This is a genomic window from Winogradskyella psychrotolerans RS-3 (genome assembly GCF_000427335.1).
GTDB classification, from domain to species: Bacteria; Bacteroidota; Bacteroidia; order Flavobacteriales; family Flavobacteriaceae; genus Winogradskyella; species Winogradskyella psychrotolerans.
The window spans coordinates 1-20,977 of sequence record NZ_ATMR01000042.1 but is presented as its reverse complement, the minus strand read 5'-3'; the positions used below and the strand labels follow the sequence as shown (position 1 = coordinate 20,977).

Annotated in this window: 23 protein-coding genes and 3 tRNA genes; 13 read left to right on the top strand and 13 right to left on the bottom strand. The window is 32.4% G+C overall.

Features of this window, described 5'->3' with window-relative positions; genetic code table 11:
• The first annotated feature begins 55 nt into the window (after window positions 1-55).
• The 12 genes from ADIWIN_RS03610 to ADIWIN_RS21150 all read left to right on the top strand — a co-directional run bounded on the left by ADIWIN_RS03610 (window position 56) and on the right by ADIWIN_RS21150 (window position 9,386).
• The gene (locus ADIWIN_RS03610; protein ID WP_020895304.1) at window positions 56-1,381 is read left to right on the top strand and encodes a DUF418 domain-containing protein; all 1,326 of its coding nucleotides are present in this window, start codon (window positions 56-58) and stop codon (window positions 1,379-1,381) included.
• A gap of 40 nt (window positions 1,382-1,421) precedes the next feature.
• Window positions 1,422-2,072: a DUF6090 family protein gene (locus ADIWIN_RS20665; RefSeq protein ID WP_020895303.1), complete on the top strand. Its 651-nt coding sequence runs from the start codon at window positions 1,422-1,424 to the stop codon at window positions 2,070-2,072.
• 26 nt (window positions 2,073-2,098) lie between these two features.
• Window positions 2,099-2,617, top strand: a complete 519-nt coding sequence (locus ADIWIN_RS03600; RefSeq protein WP_020895302.1) for a DUF6090 family protein — start codon at window positions 2,099-2,101, stop codon at window positions 2,615-2,617.
• Window positions 2,611-2,844 carry a hypothetical protein gene (locus tag ADIWIN_RS03595; RefSeq protein WP_161624663.1) on the top strand — a complete coding sequence of 78 codons (234 nt, stop codon included), beginning with the start codon at window positions 2,611-2,613 and terminating at the stop codon, window positions 2,842-2,844. Before ADIWIN_RS03600 ends, ADIWIN_RS03595 begins: the two co-directional genes overlap by 7 nt.
• A 45-nt stretch (window positions 2,845-2,889) precedes the next feature.
• A complete protein-coding gene (locus ADIWIN_RS20660) occupies window positions 2,890-3,627 on the top strand; it encodes a DUF6090 family protein (RefSeq protein ID WP_051155395.1) in 738 nt (245 codons plus the stop codon).
• A gap of 39 nt (window positions 3,628-3,666) precedes the next feature.
• The gene (locus tag ADIWIN_RS19335) at window positions 3,667-4,404 is read left to right on the top strand and encodes a hypothetical protein (protein WP_152487208.1); all 738 of its coding nucleotides are present in this window, start codon (window positions 3,667-3,669) and stop codon (window positions 4,402-4,404) included.
• Between the two features lie 9 nt (window positions 4,405-4,413).
• Window positions 4,414-5,169, top strand: a complete 756-nt coding sequence (locus ADIWIN_RS20765; protein WP_020895298.1) for a DUF6090 family protein — start codon at window positions 4,414-4,416, stop codon at window positions 5,167-5,169.
• Window positions 5,170-5,213: 44 nt separating this feature from the next.
• Window positions 5,214-5,729 carry a hypothetical protein gene (locus ADIWIN_RS03575; protein ID WP_020895297.1) on the top strand — a complete coding sequence of 172 codons (516 nt, stop codon included), beginning with the start codon at window positions 5,214-5,216 and terminating at the stop codon, window positions 5,727-5,729.
• Window positions 5,730-5,817: 88 nt separating this feature from the next.
• Window positions 5,818-6,195, top strand: a complete 378-nt coding sequence (locus ADIWIN_RS03570; RefSeq protein WP_020895296.1) for a cupin domain-containing protein — start codon at window positions 5,818-5,820, stop codon at window positions 6,193-6,195.
• 112 nt (window positions 6,196-6,307) lie between these two features.
• Window positions 6,308-7,795: a sensor histidine kinase gene (locus tag ADIWIN_RS03565; protein ID WP_020895295.1), complete on the top strand. Its 1,488-nt coding sequence runs from the start codon at window positions 6,308-6,310 to the stop codon at window positions 7,793-7,795.
• Window positions 7,788-8,189, top strand: a complete 402-nt coding sequence (locus ADIWIN_RS03560) for a response regulator (protein WP_020895294.1) — start codon at window positions 7,788-7,790, stop codon at window positions 8,187-8,189. The genes ADIWIN_RS03565 and ADIWIN_RS03560 overlap by 8 nt, the downstream gene beginning before the upstream one ends.
• Before the next feature lie 1,116 nt (window positions 8,190-9,305).
• Window positions 9,306-9,386 carry a hypothetical protein gene (locus tag ADIWIN_RS21150; RefSeq protein ID WP_235047003.1) on the top strand — a complete coding sequence of 27 codons (81 nt, stop codon included), beginning with the start codon at window positions 9,306-9,308 and terminating at the stop codon, window positions 9,384-9,386.
• A gap of 117 nt (window positions 9,387-9,503) precedes the next feature.
• Here the strand turns inward: ADIWIN_RS21150 and ADIWIN_RS03555 are convergent.
• The 10 genes from ADIWIN_RS03555 to ADIWIN_RS03510 form a co-directional block, all read right to left on the bottom strand.
• Window positions 9,504-9,578: transfer RNA gene (locus ADIWIN_RS03555), tRNA-Val, on the bottom strand.
• A gap of 232 nt (window positions 9,579-9,810) precedes the next feature.
• Window positions 9,811-9,885: transfer RNA gene (locus ADIWIN_RS03550), tRNA-Val, on the bottom strand.
• A gap of 49 nt (window positions 9,886-9,934) precedes the next feature.
• A tRNA-Val gene (locus ADIWIN_RS03545) sits at window positions 9,935-10,009 on the bottom strand.
• Window positions 10,010-10,072: 63 nt separating this feature from the next.
• Window positions 10,073-11,290, bottom strand: a complete 1,218-nt coding sequence (locus tag ADIWIN_RS03540) for a bifunctional folylpolyglutamate synthase/dihydrofolate synthase (RefSeq protein WP_040756465.1) — start codon at window positions 11,288-11,290, stop codon at window positions 10,073-10,075.
• Window position 11,291: 1 nt separating this feature from the next.
• On the bottom strand, window positions 11,292-12,188 hold the full coding sequence (locus ADIWIN_RS03535; RefSeq protein ID WP_020895292.1) for a hypothetical protein: 897 nt from the start codon (window positions 12,186-12,188) through the stop codon (window positions 11,292-11,294).
• A gap of 59 nt (window positions 12,189-12,247) precedes the next feature.
• Window positions 12,248-12,640, bottom strand: a complete 393-nt coding sequence (locus ADIWIN_RS03530; RefSeq protein WP_020895291.1) for an ExbD/TolR family protein — start codon at window positions 12,638-12,640, stop codon at window positions 12,248-12,250.
• Between the two features lie 2 nt (window positions 12,641-12,642).
• Window positions 12,643-13,338 carry a MotA/TolQ/ExbB proton channel family protein gene (locus tag ADIWIN_RS03525; protein WP_020895290.1) on the bottom strand — a complete coding sequence of 232 codons (696 nt, stop codon included), beginning with the start codon at window positions 13,336-13,338 and terminating at the stop codon, window positions 12,643-12,645.
• 66 nt (window positions 13,339-13,404) lie between these two features.
• The gene (gene nhaD / locus ADIWIN_RS03520) at window positions 13,405-14,799 is read right to left on the bottom strand and encodes a sodium:proton antiporter NhaD (RefSeq protein ID WP_020895289.1); all 1,395 of its coding nucleotides are present in this window, start codon (window positions 14,797-14,799) and stop codon (window positions 13,405-13,407) included.
• Between the two features lie 24 nt (window positions 14,800-14,823).
• Entirely contained in the window at window positions 14,824-16,050 is a 1,227-nt protein-coding gene (locus tag ADIWIN_RS03515) for a Glu/Leu/Phe/Val dehydrogenase dimerization domain-containing protein (protein WP_040756485.1), read from the bottom strand.
• A 61-nt stretch (window positions 16,051-16,111) separates the two neighbouring features.
• Window positions 16,112-17,185, bottom strand: a complete 1,074-nt coding sequence (locus ADIWIN_RS03510) for an anhydro-N-acetylmuramic acid kinase (RefSeq protein WP_020895287.1) — start codon at window positions 17,183-17,185, stop codon at window positions 16,112-16,114.
• Window positions 17,186-17,275: 90 nt separating this feature from the next.
• On the opposite strand from ADIWIN_RS03510, the gene ADIWIN_RS03505 reads away from it, so the two are divergent.
• A complete protein-coding gene (locus ADIWIN_RS03505; protein ID WP_020895286.1) occupies window positions 17,276-18,418 on the top strand; it encodes an acyl-CoA dehydrogenase in 1,143 nt (380 codons plus the stop codon).
• Window positions 18,419-18,476: 58 nt separating this feature from the next.
• Here the strand turns inward: ADIWIN_RS03505 and ADIWIN_RS20755 are convergent, their stop codons facing one another.
• The 3 genes from ADIWIN_RS20755 to ADIWIN_RS03490 form a co-directional block, all read right to left on the bottom strand.
• Window positions 18,477-18,698, bottom strand: a complete 222-nt coding sequence (locus tag ADIWIN_RS20755; protein ID WP_040756464.1) for a helix-turn-helix domain-containing protein — start codon at window positions 18,696-18,698, stop codon at window positions 18,477-18,479.
• Window positions 18,699-18,763: 65 nt separating this feature from the next.
• Window positions 18,764-19,042, bottom strand: a complete 279-nt coding sequence (locus tag ADIWIN_RS20750; RefSeq protein ID WP_200859781.1) for an HRDC domain-containing protein — start codon at window positions 19,040-19,042, stop codon at window positions 18,764-18,766.
• Window positions 19,043-19,056: 14 nt separating this feature from the next.
• Window positions 19,057-20,913, bottom strand: a complete 1,857-nt coding sequence (locus ADIWIN_RS03490) for an ATP-dependent DNA helicase (protein ID WP_200859780.1) — start codon at window positions 20,911-20,913, stop codon at window positions 19,057-19,059.
• Window positions 20,914-20,977: the final 64 nt, after the last annotated feature.

Sequence of the window (20,977 nt, the reverse complement as noted above, 5' to 3'; positions counted from 1 at the left end):
ACCATGATAAAAATGACACTAAAAGGACTTACATCAACTAAACCAACCAAAAAAAATGACAACAACACCAACCTCTTTAACCCCATTAAAAGCACTCGAGCGTATTCAATCTTTAGATGTGATGCGTGGCATTGTGCTTTTCGGAATTTTACTCATGAACATCAATGGCATGGCATTGGCACATGCCTATGAAGACCCAACAATATCTGGTGGAGCTACAGGCTGGGATCTCTACACATGGATCACTACAAATATGCTTTTTGAAGGCACAATGAGAGCCTTATTCTCGTTGTTGTTTGGAGCTGGTATGTTTATACTTTTAGACCGTTTGGAAAAAAAAGGTGCTGGTATTAAAGCTGCAGACATTTATTTTAGACGCTTAATGTGGCTACTTGTTTTTGGACTCATTCATGCTTATCTCATTTTGTGGGTTGGCGAAATATTGTTCAGCTATTCACTTATGGGTTTTTTAGTGTATTCCTTTAGAAATTTGGCTCCGAAAAAGTTAATGATTGTAGCTCTTATTTTATTTTCCGTAGGTACTATTTGGAATTATGCAGAGTATAAATCTAACGTCAAATTTATGGAAGATGTCACTTTAGTTGAAGAATTTAAAACTGAAGGAAAAGAGCTTACAGACGAACTAAAAGCTGCGGAAGATAAATGGCAAAACATTCAGAAAGAACGTTCACCAGAGGCCATTGCAGAACACAATGCAAACATGCAAAAAGGGTATTTTGATGTTGTTGCTTTTTTAGCACCTATTAATATGCATTTTGGAAAATACTATTTCTATCGCTACGATGTCTGGGATATTTTAAGCATGATGCTTTTAGGTATTGCATTTTTTAAACTGAAGCTATTGTCTGCTATAAAACCGTATCGTTTTTATGGCATTATGATGCTGGTAGGTTATGCTATAGGACTGAGTGTTAATTATTACGAGGTAAAGATGATATTAGATGATAATTTTTCGTTGTTGAGTTTTTCAAAAGCCAACGTCACTTACGATTTGGGTCGTGTTGCCGTTGCTATGGGACATATAGGAGCTATAATGCTCTTCTGTAAATTACCAATTTTAGCACTACTAAAAAAAGCGCTTGCAGCTGTAGGCAAAATGGCACTGACCAATTATGTGATGCACTCCGTCATTGCTATGTTCTTATTTACAGGCGCAGGATTTGGTTTATTTGGAGAATTTCAACGTCATGAACTTTTATATATCGTATTCGCAATTTGGGTGTTTCAGCTGATAGCAAGTCCTATTTGGTTGAAGTATTTCTATTTCGGTCCTTTAGAATGGTTGTGGAGAAATTTGAGCTATCAAAAAAAGCATGCTTTAAAAAAGAAACATTCAGAAACACAAAACGCAAACCTATAAAACGATGTTTAAGTTCTTCCGAAAAATTAGATTTGACCTTATGGAAACCAATAAAACCAACAAATACTTTAAATACGCTATTGGCGAAATCATCCTCGTGGTCATTGGGATTCTCATTGCACTACAGATTAATAACTGGAATGAACAACGTAAAACTATAGCTGAGATGTATGGCATTTATCAATCCATTGTTGATGAATTAGAAACTGACATTCAGACTTTAGATAAAATTTTACCAGATTTTGCTTGGAAAAACAACACTATTAAAAGAATCATCAATTCAAACCCATCTCAAGACAAATGGATATTGAATGACTCATTGTTCTATTCTTTCGTTTCAACCTATGATTTTGAAATTGGCCTAAATCGTTTTCAGCAATTAAAATCTAAGCTAGGCTACAATAACGAAACAAAAGAATTGACCAATACAATAATTGATTTTTATAACAAACAACAAATAGATTTAAACGTAAAATTAGAAGAGCATACGATTAGTTTTAACAGAAATGTAAGTTATTGGGAAGAAAACACGGAGTGGTTTGGTGATGCTTATAGCAATGGAGATTTAACAAAACTAAGTGCTTATGTACAAGATAATCCAATTTTTAGAAATAAGATAATATGGTACGGAATAGTTCTTAGACGGTTAGAGAGTGCGCTAGAAAATACCAGAAGGAGGCCGAGGCTATAAAAAACTGATAATTAAACATTTAGATAATGATTAAATTCTTCCGAAAACTACGTCAAAATATGATTAGAGAAAACAAAGTTAATAAGTACTTACTCTACGCCATTGGCGAAATCATCCTTGTGGTGATTGGTATTTTAATTGCCTTACAAATTAACAACTGGAACCAAGAATTAGGCAATAAACAAAATGAGCATGTTATCATAAAGAACCTAAATTTAGAATTTAAAAAGAACAAAATAAGTATTGAGAAGTATATTAAACACCACGAAACTATTTTATCTGATACAAGAGTCCTTATCGATTTAGTAGGAGAGCCTGAAGACGTCCTAAACAGATTCAACCTCGATAGCCTCTTAGCACAAACCATTGATTATATGAGTTATAAACCAAGTCAATCTGTAGTTTTAGATGTCATTTCTTCTGGTAAGCTTAACTTAATTTCTTCAGACTCATTGCGATTACAATTTTTTGAATGGTCTAGCAATTTAGAAAAAACGAAGAAAACTATAATACATTGGATCAAATTAATCAGACCATTGTGTTAACATATCTCACAAAGCATGCCTCGTTAAAAAACATAGATAGCTATGGAATTTTGGCGTGGAATAAAAAATCAAAACTCAAACATTCCAATTACAAAATGTTCCAAGATATTGAATTTGAAAATGTGATAGATAACCAAGCTTGGGATTTAAAAAATTATATCCTGTCACTTGAAGAGCTTGAGAATACTATGGATAGAATCATAATCGAAACCAATAGAGAATTATAATTTTATATGATAAAATTTTTCCGAAAAATCCGCCAAAACCTAATTATGGAAAACCAAACCTCCAAATACCTTAAATACGCCATCGGCGAAATCATCCTCGTGGTCATTGGAATTTTGATTGCGCTTCAAATTAATAATTGGAATGAAAACCAAAAAGCAAAACAATTGGAAGCTAATTTTTTTGACAATGTCCTAATAGAACTCAAAAAAGATCAACTAAAACTTAACTATTATAAAAATTTTCACACCAAGAGAATTGAATATTTAGACACCTTGCTAACTTATGTAAGAAACCCAAACAAAACTATGGGTATTGATAAATTTGGTATGTATGTAGAACCATTGTTCTATGCATCAGACCCAACAAATTATAACATCACCTTTGAATCTGCTAAATCCTTAGGCACCTTTAACAACTTTAAGGAGAAAGAACTTTTAAAAGATCTTTCACAATATTATACAGACTTTACTCTAATTGAAAAATCTTTTAGTTCTATTTCACGATTTATTGAAAATCAATTTGAGCCTATAATGTACACCCTTCCCGAAAATTATATAAATAAAAATACTGGCAATTTGGTTATAAACGAAGGAAGCGTGCAAGAATTTTATAATAAAGTTGCATCTATAAAAGATTATCGAGGGATAACTGCAGATTATGAAAAAATATTAAAAACACCCAAATTGGAAAATTATTTAATTGGTGATATGGGAAGAACTTTTGGAGCCATTAGCATCATATCTACAAGACAACACATGCTAAATCAATTACTAAAAAATTAAAATCCAATGATCAAATTCTTCAGAAAAATTCGTCAAAATATGATTACCGAAAATCGAGCTTCAAAGTATCTGCTCTACGCCTTTGGAGAAATTATCCTTGTAGTTATTGGGATTTTGATTGCGCTTTATTTAAATAATAAACAGGAAGTATATAGCATTCAAAAACAACAAGAAAACTATTTGAGGCAGATAAAAGGGGAAATGGAAAACAACCTTAAATCCCTTGCTATAGAAGAAAAAGATCTATCCCAAAAAATGGAACATGCTATTAAAGTTCTAAACATAATGAGTAACGATAGTTTGATAGATAATTTAAGCGAAACTGAAATATCTTCACTTATTAATGGATTCCTAATTACGGATATTGTACTGTTTTATGAAGATGGTGCTCTCAACCAAATCATATATTCAGGTGGATTAAAAGAAATTAAAAATGATTCTATTAGCAGTTTACTCGCTTCTTGGGAAGGTAAAATAAATAGAGTAAGGCTACAAGAAGAACAGGTCGCAGCAGGACAAGAAAATCTTATACATTACGTTTATCAACATGGTAATTTTAGAAATTTATCTGATGATTTGGGATACTCTAAAGAGTTAGGAATTGCAATGTCTGAACATAAAAAAGGCAATAAGCACCTTTTTCGTTCTAAAGAATATGAAAATTATATATTTCAGTTTGTTGGGTTTGGTTATTCATTACAAAATCGGGAATACCCAAATTTCAAAAAGGACATACAATTATTAATTACATTGATAGATAAGGAATTAAAAGATTAGTAACATCAAATGATTAAACTCTTCAGAAATATACGCCAAAACCTTCTCAATGAAGGCAAAACAACCAAATACGTTAAATACGCTATTGGCGAAATTGTTTTGGTTGTTATTGGAATTCTCATTGCCTTACAGATAAACAATTGGAACGAAAACCGAAAAGCCAATATTGAAGAAACAGCGATTTTAGAAAGTCTACATGAAAATTTAATTTTAGCCAAGCAGCAATCAGAAGCGTTAATAGCCGAAGAAAAGGTTTTAAAACAATCACTCATTTTTGTTCTTGGTATTGAAGCTAATCCTGTTGACATTGAAAAACAAACTATTACAGATTCAATTTTTAAAGATGCCGTTTGGAATTTACAAAGTGATCTTCCGACTATAAACACCTATACTAATATAAAAAACACAGACAAGTTAAGCTTAATTAAAAGTAAAACTATTAATGAAAAATTCAGCGATTTAGACTTCAGATTGAACAAGCTTAATAATGTGCTTGAAGACCGATTAAGTGTACATCAAATCCGAATCGATAATATCCTTGAGAACGATATCAATTTTATCCCTTTGGTAAAATCTACCGTTACCGAAATCAGCATTACAAATGAAACTACAAATAACTATAATGAGATTTTAAGTGATAAAAGAATACGAAATCTTTTAGGAATGAAATTAGACTTTACGCAAGATGTTATTGATTTTAGAGAAAATTTAGATATAGAAATGAAACAATTAATATGTCTTATTGAAGCGGAATTAAATGAATAATAATAAATGTACAGAACACATAACAACTATAAAAAATAAAAACCATGAAAACAAAATTATTAGCACTTAGCGTATTCGGACTTTTAATGTGTTCGCCACTTTGCAGTCAAACACTTGATAAAAAATATGGAACAGATGTCAAATCTATAACCAGTATCATTGATGCTTATTATGACGTTATTTCGGGCTCAAGCACTGACCCTTGGCAATTTGAAAGAGATAACTATTTGCATTCCGGTACGGCTGTTATAGTGCGATTAGATGACGACGGAAAATCAGATACACATACGTTGGAAGCAGAATATATTCCGTTGTTATTAATACCTAAAGAAAATTTTTATGAAAAGGAAATTAAACGGAACATAAGTCAATTTGGCAATATGGCTCAAGTATGGAGTGCTTATGAAGTCAGAAGCAACCCAGAAATAGATTCAAACCTAAGAGGGTTAAACAGTATTCAACTTCATTTTGAAAACAGCAGATGGTATATAGATAGTTGGACCACACAGATGCAAACGGAGACCAACACCATAGTAACCGATTTTTTAAAAACCGAGTAAAAAAGATTAAAACAATAACAAAGTTGCCATCTAAAACTATTAATTGAAGATATTCTTGAAATTATTACCTTGCTCGCAAATGAACTGAATGAATAACAAAGCTGCTTTTATACTCGTATTACTTTTAACCATAGGGCTTTCAAGTTGCAAAAACAAAAATTCATTACCTGATCCATTAGAAGCCGGTTGGCAAGGTAATGCAATATGCGAAGTTCTAGAAGACAACAAAAAACTAAGAGTATTGAAATGCACATTTAAACCAGGTGTAGGCCATGAGAAACATTATCACAATCTACATGTTGGCTATACCTTAGTTGGAGGAAAATTTAGAATTACAGATGACACAGGGATGAGAGAAGTGAATGTACCAACGGGCTATACATTTAGTAAGGATTCTATAACGTCACACGAAGTTTTGAATATTGGAAAGACCACCTCTGTTTATTTAATAATGGAATACAAATAACATGAGTTATTTCCTACAAAAAAATCACTTTTATCGTTTGGTATAGTCGTTTAGTGTTAGTTATTCCGAATTAAAATTTATATTTGTCTTTAAACCCCATAACTCACTTATTTTGTATATCCCTAATACACAAAACAAGAGTAGTATTGATTTATTAGATTTTATCCAAGAACGCGCCACCATCGGCACTTGGGAATATAACCCTACATCTACTATTCTAAACTGGAGCATTCAAACTAAAAAAATTCACGAAGTTCCTTTAGATTATGTTCCTAACGTTGAAATTGGTATCTCTTTTTATAAAGAAGGCTACAGTCGAGATACAATCACTAGACTATTTACCAATTGCATTGAAAATCACGAGGATTTTGATATTGAAGTTCAAATTATCACCCATACAGGAAAAGATAAATGGGTAAGAGCAATAGGCATAGCCATCGTTAAAAATGATACGTGTATTTTAGTTCAAGGCTTATTTCAAGATATAGATAAATCAACAAAGGATTCAAAAAATTTAGCGTTTAAAGAACTTCAACTTAGAAGAACATTTGAAACTGCTTTAGTAGGAATGGCAATAGTAGATCTGGAAGGTAATTGGATTGATGTTAATAAAAGTCTATGTAACACTTTTGGTTATAGTAAAGAAGAAATAGAAAAGTTAAGCTTCATGGATATAACACATCCTGATGATTTACGCAAAGACTACAAGGCCATGATGAGTATGATGAGTGGTAAAATTGATCATTATGAGACTGAGAAACGTTATATAAGTAAACAACACGAAACGATTTGGACACAGTTATCTACATCAATAGTTAGAGATGACAAAGGGCAACCTCAACATTTCGTCGCTCAAATAAATGATGTTACTGAAATAAAAAAAGCGAGCAAAAAAGTTTCACAATTATTGACTACAACTGAAGACCAAAATAAACGTTTATTAAATTTCGCCCAAATTGTATCACACAATCTAAGGTCACATTACGGCAATTTAGATATGTTATTAGATATTGTAAAAATGGACTTACCTGAAACCACAGATAATGAAATTTTCCCATTAATATGTCTAGCTGTAAGTCATCTCGGTGAGACCGTAGAAAACTTAAACGAGGTCGCTGCAATTAATATTCAAAAGGATTTAAAAACAGAACCGCTAAACCTACTAGAAAATTTCAATAGAGCATATTCTAGTATTTCTGCCCTTATAATAGATTCTAAAACTACAATTTCTATTAATATTGAACCTCATATTGTAGTGAAGGCAGTACCTGCATATTTGGACAGTATTTTATTGAATTTTTTAACCAATGCTATAAAATATAAAAAGCCAGCTGAGCCAGCAAAAATTGAAATAAGCACAAGTATTAAAGATAATTTTGTTGTTTTAGAAATTAAAGATTATGGCCAAGGTATTGATTTAATTAAATATGGTGAAAAACTATTTGGTATGTATAAAACATTTCATAAACATGAAGATTCACGTGGCTTAGGATTGTTTATAACTAAAAATCAAGTCGAGGCCATTGGTGGAAAGATTGAGGTAGAGAGTGAAGTTAATGAAGGAACAACATTTTATATACATTTAAAAACACATGAATAAAATTGACGTAGCATGTATCATCGATGATGATCCAATATTTGTTTTCGGTGCAAAAAGAATGATGGAATTATCCGATTTTTGTAAATCATTTATGGTATTTAAAAATGGGCAAGAAGCATTGAATAATTTAAAACCAATAATGATTGCCGGTGAGGATGTTCCAGATATTATATTATTAGACATCAACATGCCTATAATGGATGGTTGGGAGTTTTTAGATGAGTTTGTTAAGATTGAATCTCATAAATTAATTACGATATACATCGTAAGTTCTTCTATTGACCCTGTAGACTTAAATCGTGCTAAACGCTATAAAACCATATCTAATTACATTATAAAACCCATTTCTACAGATACCTTAAAAGAAATATTACAGCTAGAGTTGGAGAAATAAGAAAAGCCAACGTGTTATTTTAATACAAAATTAGGAGTCAAGGCAAATAGTTATGTGCGCATTTAAAATAGTTTTTAGATTTTTGTAAAAAAGTATTTTGGACAAGTATCAAGACTTACTCAAACTTATACCTCCAGATTCCCTAATCAATCATTTCGGATCTAGTAAAGAATACAAAAAATAGAGAAGTTATAGTTATGCATCTTTATTTCGAAGAACATAATACAATGACCTCTAAAGAACCGAAGCGTGTTTTAATCGCTCATGTACTCTATAAATAATAGAATATCATGGCTTTATATTAGAAAAAAAATATTTATTTACATGTAAAGCTGCGTAGATGGCTTGATAAATGAAGTTGTACAAAGAGATTGAAATTTAGCAGCGTCAGGAACACGGATGACACCAAGTTTGCTGCTTTTCCCCAAGAGATTAGTAAATACTAAAGCCTCTGATTGCCAAACGATAGGTGAATTTTATAACGGTGTTGACAAAAAATAAGCAGACAGTATAGAGACTATTTTAGCGAGTTTAAAGCTTGGAAACAAAAACCACACGCCGAAAATTTTTTTTTTTTCAGAGAATATAAGGGCTTACCTATTTATTTATGAAACAGCGCTTTCCAAAGGTGAACTCTATACCATAATCACAAATAAAAATGCAAAAGGAAAAAAGGTAGTATCATCGAAATATTTACAGACACAAAAGTAGAACCCATTATAGAACAGCTTCTCAAATTATCGACAAAGAAAAGGGCTAAGGGATTAAAGAGATTACTCTAGGCATGGCTAACTCAATGAAAACGATTCTCAAAAGCCGTTCAAATTACAAATCGATTTCATTTACAAAAGCTTGCTCTAGATGGATTACAAGATATTAGAATAAAAAAACAGATGGGACATCATAGATCCAGAAAATCAAGCGATAAAAGATGCCAGATTGACTAATCAAACATACAGGTCACAGCGTTTTAGCATTGGTACAAGGATGTTGACCAATCTGGTTTTAGATCATTTCGTACACAATAGTAAATACGATTACTTTTAACTATAAATCCATACTTAATTTTTTTTCAACCGAAGCACAAACGCATCAGCAGAATGTTTTAATACCAAAATAAAAGCCTATAGAACGCAATTCAGAGGTGTTAGAAACGTAGAATTCTTCCTTTTTAGATTAACAACAGTTTTTGCTTAAATACAACTTTTAGTCTTGATCCCTTTTAGTCTTGATCCCAAGAAACTCTCTTTTCTGTTTTAAGCATCTAACAAAAAAGAAAGCCTTTCAATTTCTTGAAAGGCTTTCTTTTTTGAGTGGGACATACTGGATTCGAACCAGTGACTTCCACGTTGTCGACGTGACACTCTGAACCAACTGAGTTAATGACCCTTTTATTCTAAATTAAGACTATGCTCTCTTTAGCTTATTTTTGAAAGAATAAATATACTTAAAAAAGGAATTAAACATCCCTAAATAGATACCAATCTTACAAATGCAATTGCGATATACTATCGCAAATATTGGAATTTTTGTTTCAAAAAAGAACTTCAAAATCCCACGTACTTCCCTTTTAAAAGCAAAAATCCCGATTCACAAAAGTAAATCGGGATTCTAATTTCTGTGGGCGACAAGGGATTCGAACCCCTGACCCCTTGGGTGTAAACCAAGTGCTCTGAACCAACTGAGCTAGTCGCCCTAATAAATCAAGTAACGTATAAAAAAAGTTCACATTTCTGTAAACTTTGTGGGCGACAAGGGATTCGAACCCCTGACCCCTTGGGTGTAAACCAAGTGCTCTGAACCAACTGAGCTAGTCGCCCTATTTATTAGGACTGCAAATATAGTCTAGTTTTTAATATCTCAAAACATTTTTTTAAAAAAAATCAAATAATTTCTGCAACCACAAAAGTACTACCTCCAACATAAATTAAATCATGTTTATTAGCCTTTGATTTTGCGTCAGTTAAAGCATCAACAACACTACCATAAGACTTTCCAAATAATTTATTTTTTTCAAAAGAATTCTTCAATAGTTCTGCATCTAACCCACGTTGCACATCTGGTTTACAAAAATAATAGATAGCTTCAACCGGAAGAACAGGAATTATGGAGTCTAAATCCTTATCATTAACAACCCCGAAAACAATATGAAGTTGATTGAATGACTCTTCTTTTAATTGTTTCATTACAGATGTTAAGCCCTCTTTATTATGAGCGGTATCACATATAATCTTTGGTTCTGTACCTAAAATTTGCCAACGCCCTTGTAAACCCGTATTTGTAGTGACGTTTAAAAGTCCTTTTTCCAAGTTCTTTTCAGAAATAGTAAACCCTATACTTTTTAAAACCTTTACCGACTGTAAAACCGTTTTTATATTATGAATTTGATACGCTCCTTTTAAATCACTTTCTAAAATTGTATCAATTAATTGATCTGCAAAATAAATCTCTGAATGCATTTCCTCTGCGTTCGTTTTAAAAACAGTTTTAGTCTCAGAATGTGTCTCACCAATAACTACAGGGATATTTTGTTTAATGATTCCTGCTTTTTCACCAGCAATTTCTTTAAGAGTATGCCCTAACATTTGGGTATGATCGTAACCGATATTTGTTATTACAGATAATTCTGGTGTAATAATATTTGTAGAATCTAAGCGTCCACCTAATCCAACTTCTATAATTGCAATATCCACTTCCTCGTTAGCAAAATACTCGAATGCCATACCAACAGTCATTTCAAAGAAAGACAGTTGATTTGCCTCTAGAAATGCTTTATTTCGTTTAATAAAATTGATAACAGATTGTTCGGTAATAACCTTACCATTAATACGGATACGTTCTCTAAAGTCCTTTAAGTGTGGCGACGTATATAAACCCAGCTTATAACCTGCTTCTTGTAAAATAGAAGCTAGCATATGGGTTGTAGAACCTTTACCATTAGTACCACCAACATGAATAGACCTAAAACGATCTTCAGGATGGTTTAAATGCTTCGCTAAATTAATGGTGTTCGTTAAATCCTTTTTAAAAGCTGAGTTCCCTTTATTCTGATACATTGGAAGTTGTTGAAACATCCAATTCACAGTATCTTGATAATTCATTCTATTGACCTACATCAAAGTTAATACTTACAAAACCGACTTGAGTTGTTGGTGCATCAGCATCTGCTGGCCATTTATGAGACATTGCTATCTTTTTAGCAGGCTCTAATAAACATGGATGTGTATTGGTTGTTCCTCTAATACCAGGTTCAGCTTTAATCACTTTTCCTTGTTGATTAACTTCAATTCTAACCACCACCAGACCATATTCATTACAATCTTGCTTAAAAATTTGCTTTGATGGTCTTCCTCTACCACCTAATCCATAGCCAATTCCACCTTTTCCAGGACCTGAGCCACCAAAATAACTTGCCGCATAAGGATCTCCATCTAACTGTCCTTTGTTTCCACCTTGTTTATCTGGTCCTTCACCTCCATCAGTATTACCTGAAGCATTTTTAACACCACCAATAAGATTGTCTAGCTGTTTCTTTTTCTCTGCTTCTTCTGCACGTTTCTTTTCTTCTGCTTCACGCTTCTCACGTTCCACTTTTTCTGCTGCGGCTTTGGCCTCTGCTTTGGCTTTCGCTTCTGCCGCCTTTACTTTTGCTTCAGCTTCTTTTTGCTTTTTAATAGCAATCGCTTCGGCATTATCTTGTGTCATTACCTCTTCAGCCTTTGTTGCCGCTTCTGCAGGTGCCACCTGTGCTTCTTCTGGCTGAACTTCCTCAACAACCTCTTCTTCTACAACTTTGTCTTCAACAGCCTTCTTTGGTTCACTTAATGGCTTATTTCCACTACCGAAATCGGTAGTTCCAAAGTTTACAGCAACACCATATTCTTCTGGTGGATCCATATATTGAGGTCCAACAACAAACAATAACAAGAGTAGTATCAAAGCAATAAGCGCTGTGATTCTTGCGGAATTACGTTCGTGTTTTGTCTCTAAATATTTCACTTTTATATTGTTATTTTAAACCTGTTAGGCCACTAAATTGTTTTCAAAAATGATGCCGCTTAATTTGGTTGCACAGCTAAAATCACTTTAAATTTATTTCGGTTTGCGATATCCATAACTTTCACCACATTTTCTACAGGAACAGATTTTTCTGCTCTTAAAACAATTGTTGGTGCGTCTTGTGATTCTAATATAGATATTAATTGTGTTTCTAAGACACTTTCGCCTACACGTTTCTGATCGATATAATAGGTCAAATCTTTTTTGATACTTACCGCTGTAGATTTTTTATTCTCAGTCTTACCACTTGCTTTAGGTAACACAATATCAATAGCATTAGTACTTACTAATGTTGACGCTATCATAAAAAAGATTAGTAATAGAAATACAATATCGGTCATAGACGCGAAATTGAATTCTGGTGTAACTTTATTTCGTCCTCTAATATTCATAATTAGATTGGTTCGTTTAAGTGATCTAAAAATTCAATCGAATTAGCCTCCATTTGGTAAACAACTTTATTGGTCCGTCCAACAACATGATTAAATGCTACATAAGCTACAATACCAACAATAAGTCCACCTACAGTTGTAGTCATGGCTGTATACAATCCACTTGCTAAAACATCCATTTGAATTGTACCTCCTGCATTTGCCAATTCAAAAATTGAAATAATCATACCAATTACTGTTCCTAAGAAACCAATCATTGGTCCAACACCAGAAATGGTTGCTAAAACACTAACGTTCTTTTCTAAATTGTATATTTCTAATCGACCTGCATTTTCAATAGCGGTATTAATATCTTCTAAAGGTTTCCCAATTCTAGTCAACCCTTTTGCAATTAGGCGAGATACTGGTGAATTCTGCTGTGCACATAACATTTGAGCAGAATCAATTTTACCATTACTCACATGATCTTTAATTTGATTCATAAAGTTTGAATCTACTTTAGATGCTGCTTTTATGGCGAAAATGCGTTCAAAGTAAATATATACGGATACAATTAAAAGGAGGAATAAAATAAAAATAATCACCATTCCTGATGTTCCTCCACTTGTAATTAATTCTATTATGGATAAAGTCTTTTCTACTGATTCTCCATCAGTTAAAACGGCTACTTCATCTTGAATAGTACTGAATGCTATCATATTCTAAAAATTGAAATTATTTTTAACTATTTGTATAACGTCTGTTTTGAAACAAAAGTATGTGTATTAAAATATAGTTCTAGTAAACATAAACACAACTGATCCTGCTAAAAACCCTAATAATGCTAACCATGATATTTTTTTAATATACCAAAAGAAATCTATTTTTTCCATTCCCATAGCTACTACTCCAGCTGCAGAACCGATAATTAACATACTCCCTCCTGTGCCTGCGGAATACGCTATAAAATGCCATAGCTCATTATCAATTGGTTCTGTAAACATTCCTAAACTCGCCGCAACAAGTGGTACATTATCAATAACTGCTGAACCTACTCCTAATAATAGAACGACTAAATCTGAAACACCACCATGATGTAATTCAGTTCCTAACATTGGCATAGTCTCTTGAAGTGTACCTGCAAAACCAAATAGAATACCTAAAGACTCTAAAGCTGCTACTGCCATTAATATTCCTAAAAAGAATAATATACTTGGTAATTCAATCTTAGATAATGAATAATGTACAGGACTATGGTGTGCGTGTGCATCACTTTCTACTGAATCATGACTAGACATACTAAACTTAGTATTACTATATATTTCTGCAAAAATGGCGACAACACCTAGTGCCAACATCATACCAACATAAGGAGGTAAATGCGTCACTGTTTTAAAAATCGGAACCGATACGATACCACCAAGACCCAAATACAACATTATAGCACTGTATTTACTTTTCGGTTTATCATTATCTTTTTCTTCTGATTCAATCTTACCTTTAAAAGCGGGTAATAAAGATGCTATAAATGTTGGTACCAACATACAAACTAATGATGGCAAAAATAAATACACAAATAAATGACCCGTTGTCACTTTCTTACCGATCCAAAGCATTGTTGTTGTTACGTCTCCAATAGGTGACCAAGCTCCACCTGCATTGGCAGCAATAATTATTAAACCTGCATACCAAATACGAACATCTCTATCGTGTATTAATTTTTGTAAAATTGAGATTAATACAATAGTTGCTGTAAGATTATCTATGATAGCTGAAAGAAAGAATGCTAAGAATCCAAATATCCAAAGAATTTTTCGTTTGCTTTTAGTTTTTATAAAGCCTTTAATCGTTGAAAAGCCATCAAAATAATCGATAATTTCAACTATGGTCATGGCTCCTAATAAGAATACTAATATTTCTGATGTTTTGCCTAAATGATGAAGTAAGGTTTCTTCCATCATATGCATCTTTTCTTCATGCCCTAGCAAACCAAAATTATCCATTAAGTTATGCGTAGCCGAATCAAACCATTGTGTAAAGTTGTCAATACCAAGCGATATTAATGCCCAACTTATAGCCATCATTACTAAAGCGGGAATTAATTTGTCTATTTTAATATTGTGTTCTAGGGTTATGGCTAAATAGCCAAGAACGAATACAAGTATTATTACGGTTTCCATAGTGTTAATTATAAAAGTAATTTATTATATTAATTGTCTGAGAGCAATCTCAAAAGCAGTTTCGCTAATACCTGTTTTTGTTGGATTATTATTATGTACTTCTTTTAATGCTTTTCTTATAACGTTAGAGGTGTCTTTAAAAATAGCTTCGTCAGTCATTTGCACTTTACGTTCCATAAAATATGCAAAAACTCTAGCCATACCACAGTTTGAAATAAAGTCTGGTATTAAACTGATTTTTTGATCTGTATATTCCATGATTGAGCCAAAGAAAATTTCTTTATCAGCAAAAGGAACGTTTGCGCCACAAGTTATAACCTCTAAACCTGTGTTTATCATTTGATCTATTTGATCTCGAGTCACTAATCGTGAAGCTGCGCAAGGAGCAAAGACCTCTGCTTGTAAAGACCAAATTTGTTGGTTGATGTCTTCAAACGGAATTAGATTATCAGCAATAAGTGTATTACCATTTTTCGCTAAGTATAAATCGGTTATGTCTTTAAACGAAAAACCTTCCTTATTAATTACCCCACCGTCTCTATCTATAATACCTACGATTTTAGCTCCCATTTGAGCAAAATAAAATGCTGCTGCTGCACCTACATTCCCAAAACCTTGTACAATGACACGTTTCCCTTTAATAGAGTCTCCATTAATATCATAAAAATGCTCGGCAGCTGTAGCAACTCCATAGCCAGTAATCATATCTGCTACAGTGTATTTTCTATTAACACTAGGAGAATAACTAGGATTTTCAATTACTTTAATAACTCCATGTCTTAACTGACCTATTCTATTAATTTTATCCGCTATTGTTGGTTTAAAGTGACCTTCAAAAACACCTTCTTGAGGATGCCAAACACCACTCTGTTCGGTAATTGGAATAACCTCGTGAATCTCATCCACATTTAAATCACCACCTGTACCGTAATAACTTTTAAGTAAAGGGGAAACCGCAGCATACCAACGTTGTAAAACTCCTTTTTTTCTTGGATCTTGAGGATCGAAATTAATTCCAGATTTTGCTCCACCAATTGCTGGACCAGAAACAGTGAATTTTACCTCCATCGTTTTTGCTAAGGAAAGTACTTCATTTTTATCCAATCCTTTTCGCATTCGCGTTCCACCACCAGCTGCACCACCTCTTAACGAGTTAATTACAGTCCAACCTTCGGCTTCTGTTTCTGCGTCATTCCAATGGAACACTATTTCAGGTTCTTTATTTTCGTACGTATGAAGTAAATCTTTTATCAATTTTGATGTATTTATTATTCTATAACAAATATAAAAAACAATCGAAGCGAAAGCTTAATTAAATTCTGTTTTTCGGAATTAATATTTTTCCTGAAGAATGGTTTCGTTTTGCCCCTGTAACGCTTTTTAAGCAATTAATTTCATTCCTTTTTTTGAGCACACCTAATAACCCAAAAATTAATGCTTCTTTAAATTCTATGATCTCGTTCTGTGGAATTACAATTTCAACTATTGAAAAATGTTTTAACCTATCTATTAAAAAACTATTGTAAACACCTCCCCCTGTAATCAAAACTCTTGTGTTTTTTTCAACTAATACATTTGAGATTTGAATTGCAACATGTTCTACAAAGGTTCTTAATATATCTTCTGTTTTAAGATTATAAGATTCAATTAAAGGGAATATATTTATATCTACCCACTCCAAACCTAAAGATTTTGGTGGCTGCTCCCTATAATAATGAAGAGCATTAAGTTGTAATAATAAATCTTTATTGACTTTTCCTGTAGAAGCTAATTGACCTTTGTCATCAAATTCTAGGTTTAGTTTAGCGACATAATGATTCAACACAATATTTACTGGACAAATATCATAAGCAATTCTTTCATTTTTATAGTCAAAAGAAACATTGGCAAAGCCTCCTAAATTTAAGCAATAATTAAAGTTATTAAACAATAAACGATCACCAATGGGTACTAAAGGAGCTCCTTGTCCACCTAATTGGACATCTTCAACTCTAAAATCGCATATTACGTTTTTATTCAAAATATCTGCCAATATTTGTTGGTTACCTATTTGGTAAGTCAATCCTTGCTGCGGTTGATGTAAAGCAGTATGACCATGTGAAGAAATAAAATCTATATCTTCAATTTTATACGTCTTTATAAACGTTGAAATAACAGTCGCTAAATATTCAGAATACTCCGAGTCAATAGCCTGCAATTGATTCATTGATTGATTTACCAAGCCACCCAATACTGTTTTCCATTGTGTTGAGTACTTAATAGTTTCAGCATAATGAATTTTAAAATCCCAATTAGTATCGACATCATATGTCGCATAAATAAGGTCTATACCATCTAATGATGTTCCGGACATTACGCCAATAACGTTATAATTATATTTTGCCATATGAGTAAAAATAATATTCCTTATTGAAAATACCGCAATAATAAATTATCTTTGCTTCAAATTTTTAAGAAATCAATAATATTATAGTTTATGGACTTTAGCTTAACAGAAGAACATTTAATGATTCGTGATGCAGCACGAGATTTTGCACAAACAGAATTACTTCCTGGTGTTATAGAACGCGATAATGCACAAACATTTCCTGAAAGCTTAGTACGCAAGATGGGAGAATTAGGTTTTTTAGGCATTATGGTTGATCCTAAATATGGAGGAAGTGGCATGGATGCAATTTCTTATGTGCTTATCATGGAAGAATTATCTAAGGTTGATGCGTCGGCTTCTGTAATGGTTTCTGTAAATAATTCTTTGGTTTGTTATGGACTAGAATCTTATGGAAATGAAGCTCAAAAAGAAAAATATCTAACAAGATTAGCAACTGGAGAATGTATTGGCGCATTTTGTTTAAGTGAACCTGAAGCAGGTAGTGATGCTACATCTCAGAAAACAACTGCTATTGACAAGGGTGACCATTATATTTTGAATGGTACAAAAAACTGGATAACAAATGGTGGACGAGCAGAAGTTTACATCGTAATTGCGCAAACAGATAAGCATAAAGGGTCTCATGGTATTAATGCTTTTATTTTAGAAAAAGGCATGCCGGGTTTTGATATTGGACCAAAAGAAGATAAATTAGGAATTAGAGGAAGTGATACCCATACGTTACAGTTTAATGACGTAAAAGTACCCTTAGAAAACAGAATTGGCGAAGATGGATTTGGATTTAGATTCGCTATGAAAACACTATCTGGTGGACGAATTGGTATTGCAGCACAGGCTTTAGGAATTGCAGCTGGTGCCTATGAATTAGCTTTAAAATATTCTAAAGAGCGCAAAGCTTTTGGTACAGAAATTTGCAATCATCAAGCTATAGCGTTTAAATTAGCAGATATGCATACTGAAATTGAAGCTGCTAGAATGTTAGTGATGAGATCGGCTTGGGATAAAGATCAAGGCAATAATTACGATATGTCTAGTGCAATGGCAAAATTGTATGCAAGTAAAGTTGCTATGGAGCATACTGTTGAAGCTGTTCAAATTCACGGTGGAAATGGATTTGTAAAAGAATACCATGTAGAGCGTCTGATGCGTGATGCAAAAATTACTCAGATATATGAAGGTACTTCTGAAATTCAGAAGATTGTAATATCTAGAGGAATTATAAAAGATTAAACTCTAAGTAAAGTATAAAAAAACGGCTTCAAAATTATTTTTTGAAGCCGTTTTTGTTTTATGCCAATTCATCTAATACTAAGCGAATTTCACCATAAGAATATTTATCATCAATTTGATGCTTTAAATCTGAAAGGTTATCGAAGCTTTTCGTTGGAATGATTTTCTTTAATTCTTTATAATGACTTAAAGACATTAAGTCGGTAACTTTAATTTCACCTGAAGAAATAAAGTTTGCTAAATGACCAAAAATAGTATTAGAGTTCAATTCTCGTTCCAATGCTATTTGATCAATTGATTTTCCTGCTTTATATAAATCTAAAGATATTTTTTTAGTATCTCCTTTTACTTTTTAGGTTTTAGTTCTTCAAAAACCGAGTTATCATTGGACGTTTCAATATCGTTTTCATCACAATATTCTAAGATTACTTTTAATATATCAGCACCATATTTATCAACTCTAGTTTTACCCATACCATGAATTTGCGCTAGCTCTGTTTTACTTGTAGGTAAAATTTCGCACATGGCATAAAGGGACTTCTGTGTAAATATTTGATAATGTATCAAATCTTCCCTATTGGCTATACTGTTTCTAAGCTCTCGTAATAATTCAAAGAGTTCCACATTGGTTGTGCCATCTACAACAGATTCACGTGTTTTTTAGGTTTATCCTTAGTTAAGAATACAGATTTTGCTCTTAAAGATAAAAAATCTTTAGCCTTAAATCCTTCCTGTAATCCTTCGAAATAGGAAAGTTTAGTCACCAATAATTCCTCTAAAGTATCTAACTGCTTCTCAATATCCTTTTGAATAGCCTTATTATCGGTCGTAAATTTTAATTGTTTTAACGGATCTTGAATCTTAGATTTAGTTTGCTCTCTAAAATAGTCTAATGCTTTTCTAAAACGTTCTTGAGTAACTGAGCTCGACTCTGGTATTTCGTTAAGCCCTACTAACGATTTTAATTGAGATTTAAATCCATTACTTATTTTAAGCAAATTAGTAACACTATCTTTAATAGTTATTAAAGGTGTTTCTACAGTACCTTCAATACTCCCTCTATTTTTATAGTAAATATCTAATATGCGATTCGCAGGATATATGAATTTATAAAAATCAAAAATTTCTGAAATTAGTTCTAATTGAAAATTACGCTTCGATTCCAATAAAATAACATCATTTGGTTGATTCGATTCTGCATTCTTATTAAATTCAATAACATTATAATCACTAATAATTTGATTGGATTCAATCTTACTTTTAAGAACTAACCCTTCCAACGACTTACAACGACTTAATGCCACATAAGTTTGACCGTGCGCAAAAGCACCTTGTGCATCAATAATTGCTTTTTCAAAAGTTAGGCCTTGACTTTTATGAATTGTAATAGACCAAGCTAAACGTAATGGAATTTGTGTGTAGCTCCCTATCTTATCTTCAGATATTGCCTTGGTATTAGCATCAACAGTATATTTTATATTTTCCCAAGTCTCTAACTTAGTATTAATATTAAAATCATCATCAGGACAATTAACTACGACTTCATCTTTTTCTAATAAAATGATCTTACCAATTTTACCATTAAAATAGCGTTTCTCTGGAGAACTGTCGTTTTTAATAAACATCACCTGAGCACCAACTTTTAAATCTAAGACTTCCTTATTGGGAAAAGAATGTTCGGGAAAATTACCTTCCACAACAGCTTTGTAAGAAGTTACCTTCCCTTTTAACTTATCTAATTCTAATAAATTAGTTTGTCTGGCCTTATTATTATGAGTCGTTAGTGAAATATAACCTTCATCTTCTTTAGGTTCAAAATTTGGTAAGAATCGCTTATTTAACTCATCTGCTAAAGCAGTACTTAAATTGTTATTCCGAATCTCATTTAGAATATTAATAAACAACGGGTTCTCTTGTCTATAAATATGCTTCAATTCTATAGTAATGGGATTACAATTTTGATAAGATATGCTACTAAAGAAGAAAGCATTATTATAAAAGGGTTGTAATAATCGCCATTCATGATCTTTGATTACGGGTGATAATTGTTGTAAATCACCAATCATTAATAATTGTACTCCTCCGAATACTTCATTTCTATTCTTGTATCGTCTTAATGTTTTATCAATACCATCGAGTAAATCGGCTCTAACCATACTAATCTCATCAATGACTAATAAGTCTAGAGACTTAATTATATTAATTTTAGTCTTACTAAATTTTCCTTTGAAACCAGATGTGGTTAAGTCATCATTAGGTAAAATAGGTCCGAATGGCATTTGAAAGAAAGAATGAATCGTTACACCTTTTGCATTAATTGCGGCAACCCCAGTTGGAGCTACAATTACCATTCGCTTACTGGATTGCAATTTTAATTTATGTAAGAACGTAGTTTTCCCTGTACCAGCTTTACCTGTTAAGAATATATTTCTATTGGTATTAATTACAAAGTTCCAAGCTAAATCTAATTCTATATTTTCTTTAATCATGTCCATTTAAAATGAGGATTGAAGTTACTAAAAAAACGATTAAAGTTAAGTTATCAAAGTATTTAAAAGC

What these genes read in the sequence shown, in the direction of transcription:
- ADIWIN_RS03610 (WP_020895304.1), top strand. Translation starts at nt 56, where the DNA reads ATGACAACAACACCAACCTCTTTAACCCCATTAAAAGCACTCGAGCGT.
- ADIWIN_RS20665 (WP_020895303.1), top strand. Translation starts at nt 1,422, where the DNA reads ATGGAAACCAATAAAACCAACAAATACTTTAAATACGCTATTGGCGAA.
- ADIWIN_RS03600 (WP_020895302.1), top strand. Translation starts at nt 2,099, where the DNA reads ATGATTAAATTCTTCCGAAAACTACGTCAAAATATGATTAGAGAAAAC.
- ADIWIN_RS20660 (WP_051155395.1), top strand. Translation starts at nt 2,890, where the DNA reads ATGGAAAACCAAACCTCCAAATACCTTAAATACGCCATCGGCGAAATC.
- ADIWIN_RS19335 (WP_152487208.1), top strand. Translation starts at nt 3,667, where the DNA reads ATGATTACCGAAAATCGAGCTTCAAAGTATCTGCTCTACGCCTTTGGA.
- ADIWIN_RS20765 (WP_020895298.1), top strand. Translation starts at nt 4,414, where the DNA reads ATGATTAAACTCTTCAGAAATATACGCCAAAACCTTCTCAATGAAGGC.
- ADIWIN_RS03575 (WP_020895297.1), top strand. Translation starts at nt 5,214, where the DNA reads ATGAAAACAAAATTATTAGCACTTAGCGTATTCGGACTTTTAATGTGT.
- ADIWIN_RS03570 (WP_020895296.1), top strand. Translation starts at nt 5,818, where the DNA reads ATGAATAACAAAGCTGCTTTTATACTCGTATTACTTTTAACCATAGGG.
- ADIWIN_RS03560 (WP_020895294.1), top strand. Translation starts at nt 7,788, where the DNA reads ATGAATAAAATTGACGTAGCATGTATCATCGATGATGATCCAATATTT.
- ADIWIN_RS03540 (WP_040756465.1), bottom strand. Translation starts at nt 11,290, where the DNA reads ATGAATTATCAAGATACTGTGAATTGGATGTTTCAACAACTTCCAATG.
- ADIWIN_RS03530 (WP_020895291.1), bottom strand. Translation starts at nt 12,640, where the DNA reads ATGAATATTAGAGGACGAAATAAAGTTACACCAGAATTCAATTTCGCG.
- ADIWIN_RS03525 (WP_020895290.1), bottom strand. Translation starts at nt 13,338, where the DNA reads ATGATAGCATTCAGTACTATTCAAGATGAAGTAGCCGTTTTAACTGAT.
- nhaD (WP_020895289.1), bottom strand. Translation starts at nt 14,799, where the DNA reads ATGGAAACCGTAATAATACTTGTATTCGTTCTTGGCTATTTAGCCATA.
- ADIWIN_RS03510 (WP_020895287.1), bottom strand. Translation starts at nt 17,185, where the DNA reads ATGGCAAAATATAATTATAACGTTATTGGCGTAATGTCCGGAACATCA.
- ADIWIN_RS03505 (WP_020895286.1), top strand. Translation starts at nt 17,276, where the DNA reads ATGGACTTTAGCTTAACAGAAGAACATTTAATGATTCGTGATGCAGCA.
- ADIWIN_RS03490 (WP_200859780.1), bottom strand. Translation starts at nt 20,913, where the DNA reads ATGGACATGATTAAAGAAAATATAGAATTAGATTTAGCTTGGAACTTT.